This is a genomic window from Streptomyces sp. Pv4-95, from assembly GCF_045782725.1.
Taxonomy (GTDB): Bacteria; Actinomycetota; Actinomycetes; order Streptomycetales; family Streptomycetaceae; genus Streptomyces.
The window spans coordinates 5,964,475-5,985,390 of record NZ_CP127172.1 but is presented as its reverse complement, the minus strand read 5'-3'; the positions used below and the strand labels follow the sequence as shown (position 1 = coordinate 5,985,390).

Here is a 20,916-nt window from a genome sequence, read left to right as displayed (position 1 = left end):
CCGCCCCGCCCGGCGCTCACCCCCGTACCCGCCCCGTCGACCCCCTCACCACCAGCTCCGGCTGGAAGACGAACTCGGTGCGCTGGACCGGGTTTCCCTGGATCTCCTCGATCAGCGCGCCGACCGCCGCCGTGGCCATCGCCTGGACCGGCTGCCGCACCGTGGTCAGCGGCGGGTCGGTGAAGGCGATCAGCTGGGAGTCGTCGAAGCCGACGACCGAGACATCGCCGGGAACGGTCAGCCCGCGCTGGCGGGCCGCGCGGACCACGCCCAGGGCCATCAGGTCGCTGCCGCAGACAATGCCCGTGCAACCGTCGTCGAGCAGGGTGGCCGCCGCCGCGTGGCCGCCCTCGACGCTGAACAGGGTGTGCCGGACCTGCCGTTCGGCCTGCCCCCTCGACAGGCCGAACGACTCGCCCAGCGCCGCCACGAAGCCCTCGGCCTTGCGGCGCGAGGGCACGTACCGGGACGGGCCGACGGCCAGCCCGATCCGGCGGTGACCCAGTTCGGCCAGGTGGCGCACGGCCATCCGGGCCGCGGCGCCGTCGTCGGGTGAGACGAAGGGAGCGTCGATGTGCTCGTTGTAGCCGTTGATGAGCACGAACGGGACGCCGCGGGAGGCCAGCCGGGCGTAGCGGGCCGGGTCGGCGCCGGTGTCCGCGTGCAGGCCGGACAGGAAGACGATGCCGGTGACGCCGCGTTCCTCCAGCTGCTCGACGAGTTCGTCCTCCGTCGCGCCGCCCGGCATCTGCGTACAGAGCACCGGGGTGTAGCCGTGGCCGGCCAGGGACTGCTCGATGATCTGGGCGAAGGCCGGAAAGATGGGGTTGGTGAGTTCGGGGATGACGAGGCCGACCAGGCCGGCGCTGCGGCGGCGCAGCCGCACCGGCCGCTCGTAGCCGAGGACGTCTAGCGCGGCGAGCACCCGCTGCCGGGTGCTCGCCGCGACGCCCGCCTTGCCGTTCAGGACCCGGCTGGCGGTCGCCTCGCTGACCTGCGCCTGCGCGGCGATGTCGGCGAGCCGCGGGGTGGCGCGGGACGCGGGAAGGGTCACACCTCCCACCAGACGGCGGTGTCGGCGGGAAGGTCGAACACGTCGCCCACGGCCGCCAGTTGGCGGGAGGCGAGGAGCATCCGGCCGGGGGCGTCCAGGCGGACCGGGGCGCCCGTGGTGTTGACCGTGCACACCAGGCCGCCGGGCCGTCGGAAGGCCAGCACGCCGTCCGGCGCGTCCAGCCACTCCACCGCGTCCCCCGCCCCGAGCCCGGGGTGGGTGCGCCGCAGGGCCAGTGCGGCCCGGTACAGCTCCAGGGTGGAGGCGGGGGCGCCGGTCTGGGCCGCGACGGTCAGCTCGCGCCAGTCGGCGGGCTGCGGCAGCCAGCTGCCGCCGGAGCCGAAGCCGTACGGCGCCGTCTCACCACTCCACGGGAGCGGCACCCGGCAGCCGTCGCGCAGGCCGTCCTGGCCGGACTCCCGGAAGAAGGACGGGTCCTGGCGGACCTCGTCGGGCAGGTCGGTGACCTCGGGCAGGCCCAGCTCCTCGCCCTGGTAGACGTACGCGGAACCGGGCAGCGCCAGCATCAGCAGGGCGGCGGCACGGGCGCGGTCCAGTCCGCCGCCGAGGCGGGTGCGGTGCCGTACGACGTCGTGGTTGGAGAGCACCCAGGTGGTGGGGGCCCCGACCGGACGCATCGCGTCCAGTGACTCGTCGATGGTGGCGCGGAGCGCGGCCGCGTCCCAACCGGTGTTCAGGTAGTGGAAGTTGAACGCCTGGTGCAGCTCGTCCGGGCGGAGGTAGAGCGCGGTGCGGTCGGCGCTGGGCGTCCATGCCTCGGCGACCGCGATCCGGTCGCCGGCATACTCGTCGAGGACGGTGCGCCAGGAGCGATAGATCTCGTGGACGCCGTCCTGGTCGAAGAACGGCAGCACCTGGTTGCCGAGCAGCTTCAGCTGCTCGCCCTGGCCCATGTCCGGCAGGCCCGGGGCCTTGACGAGGCCGTGGGCCACGTCCACCCGGAAGCCGTCCACGCCCATGTCCAGCCAGAAGCGCAGGATGGAGCGGAACTCGTCCTGGACGGCGGGGTGGTCCCAGTTGAAGTCGGGCTGCTCGGGCGCGAACAGGTGGAGGTACCACTGCCCGTCGGGCTCCGGGAGCCGGGTCCAGGCGGGGCCGCCGAAGATGGACTCCCAGTCGTTGGGCGGCAGTTCGCCGTCCGGGCCGCGGCCGGGCCGGAAGTGGAAGCGTTCGCGCAGCGGTGAGCCGGGGCCCTCGCGCAGCGCCTGCTGGAACCACTCGTGCCGGTCGGAGCAGTGGTTCGGCACGACGTCGACGATGATGCGCAGGCCCAGGCCGTGGGCCTCGCGGATGACGGCGTCGGCGTCGTGCAGGGTGCCGAACATCGGGTCGATGGCGCGGTAGTCGGCGACGTCGTAGCCCGCGTCGGCCTGCGGCGAGGCGTAGAACGGGCTCAGCCAGACGGCGTCCACGCCCAGGTCACGCAGGTACGGCAGGCGGCTGCGGATACCTTCCAGGTCCCCCATGCCGTCACCGTTGCCGTCGGCGAAGCTGCGCGGATAGACCTGGTAGATCACCGCGTCGCGCCACCATCCGGTCGGGGCGCCGGAGTCGCTGCCCGTCCGGGCGGAGGGGTCGGCGTAATGCTGGGTCATGTCATCCCTTGGTGGTGCCGGCGGTCAGTCCGGATACGAGGTGGCGCTGGGCGAAGGCGAAGACCAGCGCGGCGGGCACGGCGATGATCACGGCCGCCGCGGTCATCGAACCCCAGTCGTTGGTGTACTGGTTGACGAAGGTCTGCAGGCCGCCGGCGAGCGTCAGGTTCTCCTCGCCCGTCATGAAGGCGGAGGCGTAGGCGACCTCGGCCCAGGCGGTGACGAAGGTGTAGAAGCCGGTGACGGCGAGGCCCGGGCGGGCCAGCGGCAGCACCAGCCGCCAGAAAGTGCCGAACGGGTTCAGGCCGTCGACCCGGCCGGATTCGTCGATCTCCGCGGGGATGGTGTCGAAGAAGCCCTTCATCATCCAGGCGCAGAACGGCACCGCGATCGTCAGGTACGTGATGATCAGGCCGGTGGGCTGGTTGAGCAGGCCCAGGCTCGCCATCAGGTTGTACAGCGGCACGATCAGCACCGCGACCGGGAACATCTGGGTGATCAGCAGCAGCCACATCAGCGGGCGCATCCCGGGGAAGCGGAAGCGGCTGACGGCGTAGCCGGTGGTGGCCGCGATGAACACACCGAGGACGGTGGTCACCCCGACGATGATCACGGAGTTGCCGAACCAGGTCAGGAACTCGGTGTCGGCCAGCACATGGCGGTAGTTGGCGAAGGTGAAATGGGTGACGAGCTGGGTGGAGAAGGCGTCGTCGCGCGGTTTGAAGGACGTCACCAGCAGCCACAGCGGCGGGAACACCGCGACGACTGCGGCGATCAGCAGGCCGAGGTGCAGCCCGACGGAGGCCAGGGGCGTGCGCCGGTCGCGGCGGCCACGGCGGTCCTGCGCCGCCTTCGCTCTCGTGGCGGGCGCCGCCTTCGCTGTCGTGGCGGGCGCCGGCTTCGCTGTCGTAGGAGTCATGGTCACCACACCTCTCCCTGCTTGCGCAGCGCCCGGCGGTAGACCACCGCGACGAGCGAGAGCATCACCAGGATCAGAACGCCCCAGGCCGCGGACTCGGAGAAGTTGCGTGGGCTGTCGATGAAGGAGAGCCGGTAGGCGTAGGTCACCAGGATCTCGGTGGCGTCGCCCGGCCCGCCCCTGGTGAGCAGGAAGATCACCGGGAACATGTTGAAGGTCCAGATGGTGGAGAGCAGGATCACCGTGCTGCTCACCGCGCGCAGTCCCGGCACCGTGATGTTGCGGAACCGCTGCCAGGGTCCCGCGCCGTCCATCTCGGCGGCCTCGTACAGCTCGCCCGGTATGGACTGCAGTCCGCCGAGCAGCGCGACGAGCATGAAGGGCACGCCCAGCCACACGTTGACGGCGATGACCGAGAGCTTGGCCCAGGAAGGGTCGTTGAGCCACGGGACGGCGTCGATGCCGCCGCCGGCCAGCAGCTTGTTGAGGATGCCGTTCTTCTCGTTGTAGAGCATCCGCCAGGTGAAGACGGAGATGAAGGCGGGGATGGCCCAGGGCAGGATCAGCGCCAGCCGGTAGACGGTGCGTCCGCGCAGCTTCCGGTTCAGCATGTTCGCCAGGGCGAGGCCGAGCAGGAAGGTCAGCGAGACGCAGCCGACCGTCCACAGCACGGTCCAGCCCAGGCGGTCCCAGAAGACGCTGTCGGAGAGGATCGCCTTGTAGTTGTCCAGGCCGACGAATTCGTGGGTGGCCGGGATGTGGTTGACGCCGATCGTGCGCTCGACGTTGGCTTCGTTGGCATCGGTGAGCGAGAGATAGGCGCCGCGCACCAGCGGGTAGCCGATGATCACCCCGATGACGAGTACCACCGGGGCGATCATCGTCCATGCGTACCAGTGGGTGCCGAGCGCCCTGCGCACCCGTACAGCAAAGGTCACTTGTAGTCCTTGAGCAGCTTCCGGTAGGCGTCGCCGGTCGCCTTGGCGGCCTGCTCGGGCGTGGAGGCGCCGGTGAGCACCTTGTTCATCTGCACCTTGATCGGCTCGAAGAGCGAGTTGCCCTCGGCGATCCAGGGGCGCTGGACGGCGCCGTCGACGGCGGGCTTGAAGAACTTGACCATCTCGTTGTTCTTGACGGCCGGCACGTCGTAGACCGACTTGCGGGTGGGCAGCAGGCTGAGCTTCTCGGTGGTCTGCTGCTGGATCCTGGCCGAGCTCATGTACTTCACGAAGGCGTAGGACGCCTGGAGGTTCTTGGTGCCGGCGTAGACGGAGAGGTTCCAGCCGCCCTGCGGGGAGCCATGGGCGGTTTCGCCGCCGGGGACCGGGGCGACGCCGAGGTTGTCCTTGTCCTTGAACGCCTTGCCGGCGCGGGCGCCCTCGATGTCCCAGGGGCCGTCGACCGCCATCGCGACGGTGCCGTCCTTGAGGGCCTTGAGCTGGTTCTCCTGGCCGTCGGTGGCGTCGGTGACGGCGGCCTTGGAGTCGACCAGGTTCTTGATGGTCCTGAACGCCTTCACGCCGGCGCCGTCGTCGATCTCGACGATCTTGTCGCGGGCGTCGACCATGTCGCCGCCCTCGCCGTAGAGGTAGGGCAGGAACCAGTAGGGGTCGTCGCCGCGCAGGTAGAGGGCGGTGGCGCCGGTCTTGGACTTGATCTTCTTCGCGGCGGCGGTCAGCTCGGCGAACGTCTTGGGCACCGCGACGCCCGCGTCCTTGAGGATCTTCTTGTTGTAGAAGAGCCCGAGGGTGTCGATGACCTGCGGCGCGGCATAGGTCTTGCCCTTGAACTTCGTGCTGCCGAGCGCCTGCGGGAGGTAGTCGTCGGCCTTGTCGAGGGCGGCGGTACCGTCCAGCGGGGCGAGGTAGCCGAGGTTGGCGAAGTCGGCGACCCAGGCGACCTCGGTGCGCATCACATCCGGGGCGCCGGAGTTGCCGCCCGCCGCGTTCTTGAACTTGGCGTTGGCGTCGCCGAACGGCACGCTCACATACTTGACGTCGACCTTGGGGTGCTCCTTCTCGAACCCCTCGGCGAGCTTGCGGTACGTCGCCTTCTCGGCGTCGTTGGAGGTGTCCCAGAACGTAACGGTTCCGGACAGTTCGCCCCCGCTGTTGTCGTTGCCGCCGCTCTCACCCCCGCCGCCGCACGCCGTCGCTGCCAGTGCAAGGCCCGCTACCAGCGCGGTGGCGGAAATGCCACGTATGCCACGCCGCATGTGAACTCCTTAGGGAAATGCCTCAGATGGCGGTCTGGAACGTAACAGCGCCGCAATCAAACCGAAAGACCTTGCGGCAAATTTCTGCAAGAATGCTGGAACGATGTGCAGCGCTATGGCCGGAACGGCACCTTCCGCCCGACCGCTCCCCCGTCACCCCGCGGGCGCCCGAGCGTTGAGTGCGTGAAGGGCGACCGCCCCTTCGACCTCGACTTCTTCGACCTCGACAGGGACGGCAGATGACCCAGGAGCTCACCTCCCCCACCCCCGCCCGCCAGTCGTCAGGACCGGGCCGAGGCCCGAGGTGGTGGCGCGACGCCGTCATCTACCAGGTGTACGTCCGCTCCTTCGCCGACAGCGACGGCGACGGCATCGGCGACCTGCGCGGCGTCCGCGAGCGCCTGCCCCATCTCAAGGATCTGGGTGTGGACGCCGTCTGGCTCACGCCCTTCTACGCCTCACCGCAGGCCGACGGCGGCTACGACGTCGCCGACTACCGCGCCGTCGACCCGCTCTTCGGCGACCTCCAGGACGCCGACGACCTGATCCGCTCCGCCCACGGAGCCGGCCTGCGGGTGATCGTCGACATCGTCCCCAACCACACCTCCGACCGGCACCCCTGGTTCCAGGACCCCGACCTCGCCCGCGCGCGCTACATCTTCCGGCCCGGCAAGGGCGAAAGCGGCGAACTGCCGCCCAACGACTGGGAGTCGGTCTTCGGCGGACCTGCCTGGACCCGCACCGACCGGGGCGACTGGTACCTCCACCTCTTCGCCCCCGAGCAGCCCGACCTCGACTGGGACAACCCGGACGTGCACGCCGAATTCACCGCGATCATGCGCTTCTGGCTGGACCTCGGCGTGGACGGCTTCCGCATCGACGTCGCCCACGGCATGGTCAAGGCACCCGGCCTGCCGGACATCGGCCACGGCCAGCAGGCCAAACTGATCGGCACCCAGGTCCTGCCGTTCTTCGACCAGGACGGCGTGCACGCCATCCACCGCACCTGGCGCCGGCTGCTGGACTCCTACGACGGCGAGCGCATCGGCGTCGCCGAGGCATGGGCCCCCAGCGCCGAACGCCTCGCGCTCTACGTACGCCCCGACGAGCTGCACCAGGCGTTCAACTTCCAGTTCCTGAACGCCGATTGGCGCGTCGACGCGCTGCGCTCGGTCATCGACGACTCGCTCGCCGCCACCGCCTCGGTCGGTGCCCCCACCACCTGGGTGCTCTCCAACCACGACGTCGTACGGCACACCACGCGCCTGGGCGGCAGCCTCGACCGCGCCCGCGCCGCCACCCTGCTGATGCTCGCGCTCCCCGGCTCCGCCTACCTCTACCAGGGCGAGGAGCTGGGCCTGCCCGAGGTCACCGACCTGCCCGACGAGGTACGCCAGGACCCGGCCTTCTTCCGGGGCGGCAGCGGCGAGTTGGGCCTCGGTGCCGCGGGCTCCGGCGCCGACACCGAACTCGCCCCCGACGGCCTCGCCGACCCCGGCGGGCAGGACGGCTTCCGCGACGGCTGCCGGGTGCCGCTGCCGTGGTCCGGCGAGCACCCGCCGTACGGCTTCGGCCCCGGCGGGAGCTGGCTGCCGCAGCCCGCCGACTGGCGGGCGCTGACCGTCGCCGCGCAGACCGGCGACCCGTCCTCCACCCTGGAGCTGTACCGCTCCGCGCTGGCACTGCGCCGGAGCCTGCCGGGGCTGGGCGACGGCCGGATGAGCTGGCAGCCGGCCCCCGAGGGAGTGCTGGCGTTCTCCCGCCCCGGCGTGCTGTGCACCCTCAACACCCTCGGCCGCGACGTCGAACTCCCGCTGCCCGGACAGCCGCTGCTCTCCAGCACACCTGCGCGCGTCGACGGCGGCATCGCGGTGCTCCCGGGCGACAGCTGCACCTGGTGGGCAATCTGACACGCGAACGGTAAAGTCCCACACATGACCGCCCGGCTGGCCGATATCGCAGTGCAGGCGGGTGTCAGCGAGGCCACCGTCAGCCGGGTTCTCAACGGGAAGCCCGGCGTCTCCGCCACCACCCGCCAGTCCGTGCTTGCCGCACTCGACGTGCTCGGCTACGAGCGCCCGGTGCGGCTGCGGCAGCGCAGCGCCGGACTGGTCGGCCTGATCACGCCGGAGCTGGAGAACCCGATATTCCCGGCCTTCGCCCAGGTCATCGGGCAGGCGCTGACCCGCCAGGGCTATACGCCGGTGCTCGCGACGCAGACGCCGGGCGGCTCCACCGAGGACGAGCTCACCGAGATGCTCGTGGACCGCGGGGTCGCCGGCATCATCTTCGTCTCCGGACTGCACGCCGACACCACCGCCGATATGCAGCGCTACGAGCAGCTGCGCGGCCAGGGCGTGCCGTTCGTCCTCATCAACGGCTTCTCCGACAAGGTGCAGGCACCGTTCGTCTCGCCCGACGACCGCGCAGCGGTGCACCTGGCGGTCACCCACCTCGTCGCGCTCGGCCACCGGCGGATCGGCCTGGCGCTCGGCCCCAAGCGCTTCGTGCCCGTCCAGCGGAAGATCGAGGGCTTCCTGCGCAGCGTGCAGGAACACCTCGACCTGGGCCCCGCCGAGGCGGAGCAGTTCATCCAGCACTCCCTCTACACCCTCGAAGGCGGCCAGGCCGCGGCCGGTGCGCTGATCGACCGCGGCTGTACGGCCATCGTCTGCGCCAGCGACATGATGGCGCTCGGCGCGATCCGCTCCGCGCGGCAGCGCGGGCTCGATGTCCCGCGCGAGATGTCCGTGGTCGGCTTCGACGACTCCCCGCTCATCGCCTTCACCGACCCGCCGCTGACCACGATCCGGCAGCCGGTGCCCGCGATGGGGCAGGCCGCGGTCCGCGCGCTCCTGGAGGAGATCGGCGGTACCCCCGCCCCGCACAGCGAGTTCGTCTTCCACCCGGAACTGGTCGTTCGCGGTTCAACCGCCTCCGCACCAAAAGCCGCGAAGGTTCCCAAACCCTTCCGCACACCCTGACGCGGGCGGGGGTCACGCCTCCCCCTGAAGACCGATACGGGACCTCGAATACCCGCCCGAAGGATGATCGGCGACATGCCGCTTTCTGGCAGACTGTCTGCCTATGGGTGATGCGAATGTGAGGACCTTGGAAGGTCGGACGGCCGCCCCGAAACCCAACGGGGAGAGCGCGGACCACCCTTCGGGCGGTGGCCGCCTGGCCCGGCTGCGGACCCCTCGCGCGCCCCGTCTGTGGTTCGAGATCCTGCTGATCGGACTCGGTTACTGGACGTACTCACTCGTCCGCAACGCGGTACCGGAGCAGAAGACCCAGGCGCTGCGGAACGCCGACTGGATCTGGCGCGCGGAGCAGTCGCTCGGCGTCGCCGTGGAGCACAGCGTCAACCACGCGGTGGATTCCGTGACGTGGCTGATCGTGTCGATGAACTACTACTACGCGACCCTGCACTTCATCGTGACCATCGCGGTCCTGGTGTGGCTCTACCACTGGCATCCCGGCCGCTACGCCGCAGCTCGGATGGCCCTTTTCGCCACCACCGGCGTCGCACTGCTCGGCTACTACTTCTATCCGTTGGCGCCACCCAGACTGATGCCGGGCGGCGGCTTCGTCGACACCGTGATCAAACACGACACCTGGGGCTCGATGGCGTCCGGCAACCTGGCCTCGATGTCCAACCAGTACGCCGCGATGCCCTCGATGCACATCGGCTGGTCGCTGTGGTGCGGCATCACCATCGCCCTGCTGGCGAAGCCGCTGTGGGCGAGGCTCCTGGGGCTGCTCTATCCCGCCACGACGCTGGTGGTCATCGTTGCCACCGCCAACCACTTCTGGCTGGACGCCGTCGGCGGCATCCTCTGCCTGACCTTCGGCTTCGCACTGGCCCTCGCCTGGTACGGCACGCTGCCGCACCGCCTGGCGCGCTATGTGAGCGCCCCCACCGCGAGCCTGCTCAAGGCCCGGTGAAGGGCTTCCGGGGCGGCTCCCGGGCCGGGGGCCCGGGAGGGGTCGGCGTCACCCGATCGGAGTAGTCGGCGCAGTCGGCCCGCATGTATATCTATTCGGCCCGGGGTCCCCTCCACCGCCGGAATTCGGTTGCCCGGGGCGAGCAGCGGAGCCCGCCCCGGGCGGTCAACCGCACACGATGATCAGCCGGTTGGCGCGGTGGCGCGCACTAGGACGACCGGTGGGTGACATGGCCGCCGGTCATGGTCAGCCGCACGGGAGCCGTGCCCACCTCGTCGGCCGGTGCGGTCACCGGGTCCACGGCCAGGGCCGTGAGGTCGGCCCGGTAGCCGGGGGCGATACGCCCGGCCTCGGCCTCCTCCCCCGCAGCGAGCGCCGCGTGCGAGGTGAGGCCCTCCAGGGCCATCAGGCCGGTGAGGGCCTGCTCCGGGGTGACGGGGGTGATGTGGTGCCCGCCCGCGGGGCGTCGCAGCCGGGCCGTGGCCAGGACCTCGCGCGGGTCGTGGTGCGCGATGGGCCAGTCGGACCCCAGGACGAGCACCGCACCGGCGTCGCGCAGATCGCGGCAGCGCCAGGCCCGTCCCGCGCGTTCCGCGCCGACCCGCTGGGACCAGGCGTCGGTGTGGTCGGCGCGGGTGTAGGCGGTGTGGGTGGGCTGCATCGAGGCCACCACGCCGAGCCGGGCGAACCTCGGCAGCTGCCCGTCCGGCACCGTCTCGATGTGCTCGATGCGGTGCCGGTACGGGCCGGCCGCCGGTTCCCCGCCGAGCAGCTCGACGGTGTCCAGGACGTGCCGTACAGCGGCGTCGCCGATGGCGTGGGTGGCGGTGCGGACACCGGCCCGCGCGAGGTGGTGCACGGCGTGGGTGTACGCGGCCGGGTCGGGCCAGAAGGCGGCGGTGCCCTGGCCGTGGCAGTCGGCGTGCTCCAGCCACGCCGTGCCGCCCTCCACGGTGCCGTCCATGAAGAACTTCACGCCGCCGACCTGCCAGTGCCGGCCGCCCAGCCGCTGCAACTCGACGAGGTGGTCGAGCTCCTCCTTGCCGACGCCGGGCATGCACCAGGGGGCGAGCCGCAGCCGCAGGGGGAGTTCACCGTCCGCCTCGATGCCGGCCAGCAGCTCCGGGGCGTCGGTGTCCTCCAGGTCCATGACGTGGGCGCCGGTCAGGCCGTTGGCGGCCATCTCGCCCAGCAGCCCGAGCAGCCGGGCCCGGCGGTCGGCCGCCGAGGGACGCGGCATGACGGGCAACAGCAGGTTCATGGCGGCGTGTTCGACGAGATGCCCGGTGGGCCGTCCCGTCGGGTCGCAGACGACGCTGGCCCGTTGGGCGAACTCGCGCGGCCCCGTGATGCCCGCGGCCTCCAGCGCGCGGCCGGAGGCCAGCGCCGAATGGCCGTCGTAGAGGCGGATGAACCCGGGGGCGCCACCCAGCGCTTCCTCGATCAGGTCCCGGTGGACGGGGCGGTCGCCGAAGACGTTGTGGTCCAGGCCCCAGCCGGTCACCCAGCCGCCGGGCGGCAGGGCGCGAGCCGCCGCGGCCAGTGCGGTGCGCAGGGCGTCGAGGTCGCGGCAGCCGGAGAGGTCGAGGCCGGTGGCCATCTCGACGCCCCAGACGGGGTGGCTGTGCCCGTCGACCAGTCCGGGGGTCAGGGTGGCCCCGGCCAGGTCGACGATCTCGGTCGCCGCGCCCCGCCAGTCCCGTACGTCCCGCTCGTCGCCCACCGCGACGATCCGGCCGTCCTTGACGGCGACGGCCTCGGCCCAGGGGCGCTCCGGATCGAGGGTGCGTACCCGCGCACCGGTCAGCACGGTGTCGGCGGCGGTGAGGGCTGTGGGGGCGGACGGCACGAGGGCTCCTTGGGGTGAGGTGGTGCTGGTGGGGCGCGGGGATGCGCGAGTGCGGACAGCGGCGGGGTGAGGCGGCGGGTCAGGGAGCGGGGCGCCCGGCGCCCGGACCGGCGGGGGCCTCGCCGACGGGCTCCGGCCGGGACGCCTCGTCCCGTACGTGGTGCGATCCGTCCTGCGGGAGGTCGGGCGGCACGTCGCCGGGTGCCGCGTGCGGGGCGTCCTGCTCCTCCGCCGGTTCCGCGGCGAAGCCCGCGTAGACCTCGGGCCGGGTGCGGCGGACGCGGCGGGCGAGGAGGAGACCGAGGACGAAGGCCGCGGGAACGGTCAGCACCAGCGCGGTGTTGGTGGCGAACGGCGCCCCCGTCATCAGGCCGATCTTGGCGACGACCAGCCACAGGGCACCGAGCATCAGCACGGTGGCGGCGATCGGCGCGACCACGGTGCGCAGCGCGCCCTCGCGGTGGGCGAAGCGCCGGAAGTAGCAGGGCACGGCGACGGCCGTGACCGCCTGGAGCGCCAACAGGCCCAGCATTCCCGGGGTGTTCATCCACAGCAGCAGCTGCTGGTAGGGGTCCGCGCCGGCCGCCGCGAAGCCGATGACGATGACCAGCGCCACGGCGCTCTGCACCGCTCCGGCCAGGTACGGCGAGCGGTGGCGGGGGTGGATCCGGCCGATCGCGGCGGGCAGCACGCCTTCCTGGGACAGCGCGAGGCCGTAGCGGTTGATCGCGTTGTGGAAGGCCAGTTGGGAGGCGAGGATGCTGGTGACGATGAAGACGTGCATCAGGTCGGCGGCCCAGCCGCCGACGTACTCGGTGGTGGCGGTGAAGAACAGCCCGGCCGGGTCGGAGGTGGCGGCCCGGATGACGTCGTCGGCGCCGAACGCCTGGATGACGATCCAGACGGTGAAGGCGTAGAAGAGGCCGAGGAAGGCGACCGCGATGTAGGTGGCGCGCGGGACGGTGCGCGACGGATCACGGGCCTCGCGGCGGTAGATGGCGGTGGACTCGAATCCGGTGAAGGCGGCGAAGGCGAAGGCCAGGACCGCGCCGGTGCCGGGGACCAGGACGTTGCCGGGGGTGAAGGAGTCCGGCGCGAGGCCCTCCGCCCCGCCGCGCAACAGCACTCCCCCGGCGAGCAGGACGAGGATGCCGGTCTCGGCGACCAGCAGCACGCCGAGCACCTTGGCCCCGAAGTCGATGCTGCGGTAGCCGAGGAACCAGATGACGAAGACGCCCGCCACCGCGATGGGCGGCCAGGGGACGTGGACACCCCAGAGCGCTTCGAGAGCGTCCTGGGTGCCGGTGGCGAGCAGCCCGTAGACGCCGATCTGCATGCCGTTGTAGGCGAGCAGGGCCACGGTGGCGGCGCCGAAGCCGGCCGGGCGGCCGAGGCCGCGGGTGATGTAGGCGTAGAAGCCGCCGCCGTTGCGGACGTGCCGCGTCATGGTCGTGAAGCCGACCGCGAAGAGGGCGAGGGTGGCGCCGGCGAGCAGGTAGCCGACGGGTGCGCCGAGACCGCCGATACCGATGGCGAGCGGGGCGACCCCGGCCATCACGGTGAGCGGGGCGGCGGCGGAGATGACGAAGAAGGCGATGTCCGCGACGCCGAGGGTGGCGCGGCGCAGCCCGGCGGGCTGCTGCGGCGTGGCCGGTGCGGTCGGATCGGAGGGAGCGGGGCGGTCGGCGGGACCGGGTGGGCCGGACGGTCGCGTGCGCGACCCGTCGCGGGTCTCGGGCTCTACGGCCATGGCGCTGGTGCCCTTCTGCGGCGGGGAGCGGGGGCGCCGGGCGACGGCCGGCCCGGCACGTGTGCGGATGGCACGGCGGGGCGGCGGGACCGCGGCGGGAACCTGAAGCAGAAACCTAAAGCCTTTCGGTTTTTGCAATGTAACCCCCGCCCGTACGATTCGGGAAGACCTCACGGGTGGGAGACGACATGGGCAGGCCGCGCAAGCCGCTGCTCGACCGGGCGCGGATCGCCGCGACGGCACTGCGACTCGTCGACGAGCAGGGTGAGTTCAGCGTCCCGCAGATCGCCAGGGCCCTCGGCGTGCAGACCGCCTCGGTGTACCACCATGTCGAGGGCCGCGCCGGGGTGATCGAACTGCTGCGGGAGCGGGTGGCCGACGCCATCGACCCCTCGTCGCTGGAGGCCGCCCGCTGGGACACGGCGCTGGAGTCCTGGGCGCGCTCCTACCGCGCCGCCTTCGCCGCCCACCCGCGCGCCATCCCGCTGCTCACCGCCTCACCGGTGCGCGCCCCGAAAGTCATCGCCCAGTACGAGCGGGCGGCCGGGCTGCTGCTGGACGCCGGCTTCGCCCCGTCCGACGTCATCCCGGTGATCGCGGCGCTGGAGAACGTGGTGCTGGGCTCCGCACTGGATCTGGCCGCCCCGGCGACCATGTGGGAGGCGGACGAGGCCGACGCACCCCGGCTGGCGCACGCACTGGCCGCCGCCGGTCCCGCCCGCGCGGACCACGCCTTCGAGCTGTCGCTCGCCGGCGTCATGGAGCGCGTACGGGCAGAGCTGCACCAGCACCGGGAGCCGACGGACGGCGCGGACGGCGATCGCGGCGGGGACGGCCGGGGCGGCTCGTCGGCGTGAGCGGAGCCCCGGCGCTCACCCCTTGTAGAAGAGTTCCTCCACCACGCCGCGCGCCCGCCGGGTGATCCGGCGGTAGTCGTCGAGCATCTCCCCGACGTGGCCCTCCTCGTAGCCGAGGTAGCGGCCGACCGCCGCCAGCTCACGGCCGTCCACCGGGAAGGTGTCGCCGGGGCGGCCGCGCACCAGCATCACGGCGTTGCGCACCCGGGCCGCCAGCACCCATGCCTCGTCCAGCGTCCGGGCGTCCTCGGTGCCGATCAGCTCGGCGGCGTGTGCGGCCGCCAGCGCCTCGCGGGTGCGGGTCGTGCGCAGCCCGGGGATCTCCCAGCCGTGCCGCATCTGGAGCAGCTGTACCGTCCATTCGACGTCGCTCAGGCCGCCGCGCCCCAGCTTGGCGTGGGTCGTCGGGTCGGCGCCACGCGGCAGCCGCTCGGACTCCATACGGGCCTTGAGCCGGCGGATCTCGCGGACCGCGTCCTCACCGAGGCCCTCGGCCGGATAGCGCAGCGGGTCGATCAGCTCGATGAACCGCTGCCCCAACTCCATGTCCCCGGCGACCGGTTCGGCGCGCAGCAGCGCCTGTGACTCCCAGACCAGCGACCAACGCCGGTAGTAGGCGCCGTAGGAGGCGAGGGTGCGCACCAGCGGGCCCGACCTGCCCTCCGGGCGCAGATCGGCGTCGATCGGCAACGGCGGGTCGGAGGAGGGGAGTTCGAGCAGCCGGCGCATCTCGTTGGCGACGGCCTGCGCGGCTTTGGCGGCCTCGTGCTCATCGGCGCCCTCGCGGGGTTCGTGCACGAACAGCACATCGGCGTCCGAGCCGTAGCTCAGCTCGTGGCCGCCGAAGCGGCCCATGCCGATCACCGCGAAGCGGGTGGGCAGGGTGTCGCCCCACCGGTCGCGGACCGCGGCACGCAGGGCGCCGGCGAGGGTGGCGGCGTTCAGATCGGAGACTGCGGAGCCGACGACGTCGATGGCGTGGCCGTGGTCCTCCTCCGCGGGGGTGCCCTCGGTGCCGTACGCGCCGATGATGTCGGCCGCGGCGGTGCGGAACAGCTCGCGCCTGCGCACCCCTCGGGCCACCGCGACGCCCGCCTCCGCGCCCTCCGCGCGGCCCACTGCCGCCAGCACCTCCTGCTCCAGGGCGGCCCGGCTCCGCGGCTGGAGCCCGTCGGAGGCGCCGAGCAGCGCCACCGCCTCGGGGGCTCGCAGCAGCAGGTCGGGGGCGAGGCGCCCGGCGGACAGCACCCGGGCGAGGTTCTCGGCGGCCGCGCCCTCGTCGCGGAGCAGCCGCAGATACCAGGGGGTCTTGCCCAGCGCGTCGGAGACCTTGCGGAAGTTGAGCAGTCCGGCGTCCGGGTCGGCGGAGTCGGCGAACCAGGACAGCAGCACCGGCAGCAGCGTCCGCTGGATGGCGGCCTTGCGCGTCACGCCGGACGACAGCGCCTCCAGGTGCCGCAGCGCGGCCACCGGGTCGGCGTAGCCGAGGGCTTCCAGCCGCTGCCCCGCGGCCTTCGCGGACAGCCGGGTCTCGCCGGGCTCCAGATGCGCGACGGCGTCCAGCAGCGGCCGGTAGAACAGCTTCTCGTGCAGCCGGCGCACCTCGCGGGCATGCCAGCGCCACTCCCTGCGCAGCGTCTGCACGGGCTCGGTGCGCAGACCCAGCGAGCGCGCCAGGCGCCGCAGATCCGCCTCTGCCTCCGGCATCAGATGCGTCCGGCGCATCCGGAACAGCTGGATGCGGTGCTCCAGGGTGCGCAGGAAGCGGTAGGCGGCGTCCAGGGCGGCGGCGTCCTGGCGCCCGACGTAGCCGCCTGCCGCGAGCGCGCCCAGGGCGTCGAGCGTCGTTGCGCTGCGGAGCGTGGCATCGCTGCGGCCGTGCACCAACTGGAGCAGCTGGACGGCGAATTCGACGTCGCGCAGGCCGCCGGGCCCGAGCTTGAGCTCCCGGTCGACCTGGGCCGCGGGGATGTTCGCCACGACACGGCGGCGCATCTGGCGCACGTCGACGACGAAGTTCTCCCGTTCGGCGACCTGCCACACCATGGGCGCGAGGGCGTCGACGTACTCCTGCCCCAGCTCCAGGTCGCCGGCCATCGGGCGGGCCTTGAGCAGCGCCTGGAACTCCCAGGTCTTGGCCCATCGCTGGTAGTAGGCGAGATGGCTGCTCAGCGTCCGCACCAGCGGGCCGTTGCGGCCCTCGGGACGCAGATTGGCGTCCACCGGCCAGATGGTGCCCTCGGCCGTGACGTCCGAGCACAGGCGCATCATCCGGGCGGCGAGCCGCGTCGCGGCCTGGACCGCCTCCGCCTCCTCGACGCCGTCCTTCGCCTCCGCGACGAAGATGACGTCGACGTCCGAGACGTAGTTCAGCTCGCGGCCACCGCACTTGCCCATGCCGATGACGGAGAGCCGGCAGCGGGCGACGTCCTCCGGCTGCTCCTCGTGGGCGATCTCCAGGGCCGCCCGGACCGTGGCGGTGGCGAGATCCGCCAGCTCCGCCGCGGCCTCCGCGACATCGGTCGTCCCGCACACGTCGCGGGCGGCGATGCCCAGCAGCGCCCTGCGGTAGGCGACGCGCAGCGCGTCCGCACGCGAGCGGTCCGCGCCCTCGCCCCAGATCCCCTCGGCCAGCGCCTGCTCGAACTCGGGGGTGGTGGGGTGCAGATCGACCGACTCGTAGGTGATCAGCGACTGCCAGTCGTGCGGGTGCCGGGCGAGATGGTCGCCCAGGGCCTCGGAGGCCCCCAGCACCCCCAGCAGCCGGTCGCGCACCGGCTTCGCCGAGACGATCGTGCTCAGCAGCGCCTGCTGCTCGTCCGCTGCCTGCGCCTCCACCAGCCGGGCCAGGCCGAGCAGCGCGAGATCGGGGTCGGCGGTGGCGCCGAGCGCTTCGAGCAGGACCGAGTCGTCGCGTACCGCGGCGAACTCGGGGGCGTCGAGCAGCTGCCCTGCCGCCGAGGGGTCGGTGAAACCGTGCCTCAGCAGCCGGGTGAAGGCGCTGCTCCGCCGTCCCTGCGGAGCGGGTGGTGCCATGGTGCAGCCTCTCGGTGACGCCCCGTGGAGCGGGCACGCTCCACGGGGTGCGTCGGACTCTCTACAGCACGGGCAGCATCTTGCGCAGCTCGAAGGCGGTGACCTCGGAGCGGTACTCCTCCCATTCCTGCTTCTTGTTGCGGAGGAAGAAGTCGAAGACGTGCTCGCCGAGGGTCTCGGCGACCAGCTCGCTGCGCTCCATCAGGTCGATGGCCTCGCCCAGGTTCTGCGGCAGCGGCTCGATGCCCATCGCGCGGCGCTCGGAGTCCGACAGCGCCCAGACGTCGTCGTCGGCGCCGGCCGGGAGCTCGTAGCCCTCCTCGATGCCCTTGAGTCCGGCGGCGAGCAGCACCGCGTACGTCAGGTACGGGTTGGCGCCGGAGTCGATCGAGCGAACCTCGACCCGGGTGGAACCCATCTTGCCGGGCTTGTACATCGGGACGCGGATCAGCGCGGAGCGGTTGTTGTGGCCCCAGCAGATGTAGGAGGGGGCCTCGCCGCCGGCGCCCGCGGTGCGGTTGGCGCCGCCCCAGATGCGCTTGTAGGAGTTGACCCACTGGTTGGTGACGGCGGAGATCTCGCCGGCGTGCCGCAGCAGCCCGGCGATGAAGGAGCGGCCCACCTTGGAGAGCTGGTACTCCGAGCCGGACTCGTGGAAGGCGTTGCGGTCGCCCTCGAAGAGCGAGAGGTGGGTGTGCATGCCGGAGCCGGGGAACTCCGAGAACGGCTTGGGCATGAACGTGGCCTGCACGCCCTGCTCCAGCGCGACCTGCTTCATGACCAGGCGGAAGGTCATGATGTTGTCGGCGGTGGAGAGTGCGTCGGCGTAGCGCAGGTCGATCTCCTGCTGGCCGGGCGCGCCCTCGTGGTGGCTGAACTCCACCGAGATGCCCATCGACTCCAGCATCGTGATGGCCTGCCGGCGGAAGTCCATGCCGACGTTTTGCGGGGTGTGGTCGAAGTAGCCGGAGGAGTCGCCGGGCGTCGGCCGCTGGCCGTCGACGGGCTTGTCCTTGAGCAGGAAGAACTCGATCTCGGGGTGGGTGTAGAAGGTGAACCCGAGGTCGGAGGTCTTGGCCAGGATGCGCTTGAGCACGTAGCGCGGGTCGGCGTACGAGGGGGAGCCGTCCGGCATCAGGATGTCGCAGAACATCCGGGCGGTGCCGGGGGCCTCGGCCCGCCACGGCAGGATCTGGAAGGTCCCGGGGTCCGGCTTCGCGATCATGTCGGACTCGTACACACGGGCGAAGCCCTCGATGGCGGAGCCGTCGAAGCCGATGCCTTCGTCGAAGGCCTGCTCCAGCTCCGCCGGGGCGACGGCCACGGACTTGAGGAACCCGAGTACGTCGGTGAACCACAGCCGTACGAAGCGGATATCGCGCTCCTCGAGCGTTCGGAGCACAAACTCCTGCTGCTTGTCCATGGGTCACCAATCCTTGCAGGTCAATCGGCCTGTCCACGCTCGTGGGCAAACGCGGCGTGGCACACCAGTATCACGTGAGGGGGTTACCGTCACATTACGCACCCTTGGCCTGATGCAGAACCGCCGGGCCGTTACCCCCGCCCCGATCCTTCCCGCCCGACGCGCGTTCAGCGCGACCGGGGGTGGCAATCGGGGGGCTTGGCGCACTCTTGAGCGATAAACGGCACCTTGTTGACCCACTGTTGGGCGCCCCGTTTCCCCGCACCCCTGACCGGCACGCGGCCGGTCCGCAACCCCTCTGCGGATACCCCGCCGGGGTAGGTTGCGTCCGACCGCTCCGACGGCCGCCCACCGGGCCCCGCGACACTCGCCGTTCTCCGCCAAGCCCCATTGCGTCAGAAAGACGATTAGACTGGCGAGGTGCCTCAACTTCGTCTCGCCCTCCAACAGATCGACTCCTGCGTCGGCGACCTCGCCGGGAACGCCGAGACGATCGTGCACCGGACCCGGCAGGCCGCCGACCAGGGCGCGCACCTCGTCGCGTTCCCCGAGATGGCCCTGACCGGCTACCCCGTCGAGGACCTGGCGCTGCGTTCGTCGTTCGTCGAGGCGAGCCGCACGGCGCTGGGCGCGCTGGCCGGCCGGCTGGCCGACGAGGGCCTGGGCGGCCTCCCGGTGATCGTCGGCTACCTCGACCGCTGCGCGCAGGACCGGCCGCGCTACGGGCTCCCCGCGGGCTCGCCGCAGAACGCCGCCGCCGTGCTGCACCGCGGCGAGGTGGCACTGACCTTCGCCAAGCACCATCTGCCCAACTACGGCGTCTTCGACGAGTTCCGCTACTTCGTCCCCGGCGACACACTGCCCGTCGTGCGGGTGCACGGCGTCGATGTCGCGCTCGCCATCTGCGAGGACCTCTGGCAGGAGGGCGGCCGGGTGCCCGCGACCCGCAGCGCGGGCGCCGGGCTGCTGGTGTCCGTCAACGCCTCGCCCTACGAGCGGGACAAGGACGACACCCGCCTGGAACTGGTGCGCAGGCGTGCCCGGGAGGCGGGCTGCACCACTGCCTATCTGGCGATGACCGGCGGGCAGGACGAGCTGGTCTTCGACGGCGACTCGATCGTCGTCGACAAGGACGGCCGGGTGATCGCGCGGGCTCCGCAGTTCGCCGAGACCTGCGTGCTGGTCGACCTGGAGCTGCCGGCCGCGGCCGACGAGCCGCTGTCGGGTGTGCTGGACGACGGGCTCCGCGTCGAACACGTCGTACTCTCCGCCGACCCGCTGCCGGCCTACCCGCCCGAGGCGCCCGGCGGCCCGGCGGAACGGCTGACGGCCCTGGACGAGATCTACACGGCGCTGGTCGTGGGGCTGCGCGCCTATATCGCCAAGAACGGCTTCCACAGCGTGGTCCTGGGGCTGTCCGGCGGGATCGACTCCGCGCTGGTCGCCACCCTCGCCTGCGACGCGCTGGGCGCGGAGCATGTGCACGCCGTCGCGATGCCCTCGCGCTACTCCTCGGAGCACTCGCTCACCGACGCGGCCGAACTGGCCCGCCGCACCGGTCTTTCGCTGCGCACCGTGCCCATCGCGCCCATGTTCGACGTCTACATGGACGCGCTGCGGCTGACCGGGCTCGCCGAGGAGAACCTGCAGTCGCGGCTGCGCGGGACGACGCTGATGGCGATCTCCAACCAGGAGGGCCATCTGGTGCTCGCGCCGGGCAACAAGTCCGAGCTGGCGTGCGGCTATTCGACGCTCTACGGCGACTCGGTGGGCGCGTACGGGCCGATCAAGGACGTCTACAAGACCGTGGTCTACCAGCTGGCCCGCCGGCGCAACCAGGCCGCCGCCGAGCGCGGCGAGACCCCGCCGATCCCGGAGAACACCCTCACCAAGCCGCCCAGCGCGGAGCTGCGCCCGGGCCAGGTCGACACCGATTCGCTGCCCGACTACGACGTTTTGGACCGCGTGCTGGAGCTGTATGTCGACCGCGACCGGGGCCACGACGAGATCGTGGCGCAGGGCTTCGACGAGGAGCTGGTGACCCGGGTGCTGCGGATGGTCGACCACGCCGAGTACAAGCGCCGGCAGTACCCGCCGGGCACCAAGATCTCCGCCAAGGGGTTCGGCAAGGACCGCCGCCTGCCGATCACCAACCGCTGGCGTGAGGGCTCCTGACGGGACCCCGCCAGGTGCCCGGGTGCGGCAAGGGGCGCCGTGACCCTCGGGCCACGGCGCCCCTGTGCGGTGTC

At 71.9% G+C, this 20,916-nt stretch carries 14 protein-coding genes; 5 read left to right on the top strand and 9 right to left on the bottom strand.

Going from position 1 to position 20,916, the window contains the following annotated elements:
- Window positions 1-16: 16 nt before the first annotated feature.
- Genes QOM21_RS26205 through QOM21_RS26185 form a run of 5 tightly spaced genes read right to left on the bottom strand, consistent with a single transcriptional unit; the run spans window position 17 to window position 5,804 of the window.
- A complete protein-coding gene (locus QOM21_RS26205) occupies window positions 17-1,063 on the bottom strand; it encodes a LacI family DNA-binding transcriptional regulator (protein ID WP_407553474.1) in 1,047 nt (348 codons plus the stop codon).
- Complete coding sequence (locus QOM21_RS26200; RefSeq protein ID WP_407553473.1) at window positions 1,051-2,670, bottom strand: glycoside hydrolase family 13 protein; 1,620 nt, start codon at window positions 2,668-2,670, stop codon at window positions 1,051-1,053. Before QOM21_RS26200 ends, QOM21_RS26205 begins: the two co-directional genes overlap by 13 nt.
- Window position 2,671: 1 nt before the next feature.
- A complete protein-coding gene (locus tag QOM21_RS26195) occupies window positions 2,672-3,589 on the bottom strand; it encodes a sugar ABC transporter permease (protein WP_407553472.1) in 918 nt (305 codons plus the stop codon).
- 2 nt (window positions 3,590-3,591) lie between these two features.
- The gene (locus tag QOM21_RS26190; RefSeq protein ID WP_407555824.1) at window positions 3,592-4,470 is read right to left on the bottom strand and encodes a carbohydrate ABC transporter permease; all 879 of its coding nucleotides are present in this window, start codon (window positions 4,468-4,470) and stop codon (window positions 3,592-3,594) included.
- Between the two features lie 53 nt (window positions 4,471-4,523).
- Window positions 4,524-5,804: an extracellular solute-binding protein gene (locus QOM21_RS26185; RefSeq protein WP_407553471.1), complete on the bottom strand. Its 1,281-nt coding sequence runs from the start codon at window positions 5,802-5,804 to the stop codon at window positions 4,524-4,526.
- 239 nt (window positions 5,805-6,043) lie between these two features.
- Here QOM21_RS26185 and QOM21_RS26180 point away from each other — a divergent pair, with 239 nt between their 5' ends.
- From QOM21_RS26180 to QOM21_RS26170, 3 genes are all read left to right on the top strand, one after another.
- Window positions 6,044-7,714, top strand: a complete 1,671-nt coding sequence (locus tag QOM21_RS26180; protein ID WP_407553470.1) for a glycoside hydrolase family 13 protein — start codon at window positions 6,044-6,046, stop codon at window positions 7,712-7,714.
- 24 nt (window positions 7,715-7,738) lie between these two features.
- A complete protein-coding gene (locus QOM21_RS26175; protein ID WP_407553469.1) occupies window positions 7,739-8,788 on the top strand; it encodes a LacI family DNA-binding transcriptional regulator in 1,050 nt (349 codons plus the stop codon).
- Between the two features lie 103 nt (window positions 8,789-8,891).
- The gene (locus QOM21_RS26170; RefSeq protein ID WP_407553468.1) at window positions 8,892-9,752 is read left to right on the top strand and encodes a phosphatase PAP2 family protein; all 861 of its coding nucleotides are present in this window, start codon (window positions 8,892-8,894) and stop codon (window positions 9,750-9,752) included.
- 208 nt (window positions 9,753-9,960) lie between these two features.
- On the opposite strand, the gene QOM21_RS26165 is transcribed toward QOM21_RS26170, so the two are convergent.
- On the bottom strand, window positions 9,961-11,601 hold the full coding sequence (locus QOM21_RS26165) for an amidohydrolase (RefSeq protein WP_407553467.1): 1,641 nt from the start codon (window positions 11,599-11,601) through the stop codon (window positions 9,961-9,963).
- A 79-nt stretch (window positions 11,602-11,680) separates the two neighbouring features.
- On the bottom strand, window positions 11,681-13,351 hold the full coding sequence (locus QOM21_RS26160; RefSeq protein ID WP_407553466.1) for an APC family permease: 1,671 nt from the start codon (window positions 13,349-13,351) through the stop codon (window positions 11,681-11,683).
- Window positions 13,352-13,539: 188 nt separating this feature from the next.
- On the opposite strand from QOM21_RS26160, the gene QOM21_RS26155 reads away from it, so the two are divergent.
- Entirely contained in the window at window positions 13,540-14,208 is a 669-nt protein-coding gene (locus tag QOM21_RS26155; protein ID WP_407553465.1) for a TetR/AcrR family transcriptional regulator, read from the top strand.
- A gap of 15 nt (window positions 14,209-14,223) precedes the next feature.
- Here the strand turns inward: QOM21_RS26155 and QOM21_RS26150 are convergent, their stop codons facing one another.
- Window positions 14,224-17,244: a bifunctional [glutamine synthetase] adenylyltransferase/[glutamine synthetase]-adenylyl-L-tyrosine phosphorylase gene (locus tag QOM21_RS26150; protein ID WP_407553464.1), complete on the bottom strand. Its 3,021-nt coding sequence runs from the start codon at window positions 17,242-17,244 to the stop codon at window positions 14,224-14,226.
- A gap of 61 nt (window positions 17,245-17,305) precedes the next feature.
- Entirely contained in the window at window positions 17,306-18,667 is a 1,362-nt protein-coding gene (locus tag QOM21_RS26145; protein WP_393892146.1) for a glutamine synthetase family protein, read from the bottom strand.
- A gap of 420 nt (window positions 18,668-19,087) precedes the next feature.
- Here QOM21_RS26145 and QOM21_RS26140 point away from each other — a divergent pair, with 420 nt between their 5' ends.
- Window positions 19,088-20,842: an NAD+ synthase gene (locus QOM21_RS26140; RefSeq protein ID WP_407553463.1), complete on the top strand. Its 1,755-nt coding sequence runs from the start codon at window positions 19,088-19,090 to the stop codon at window positions 20,840-20,842.
- Window positions 20,843-20,916: the final 74 nt, after the last annotated feature.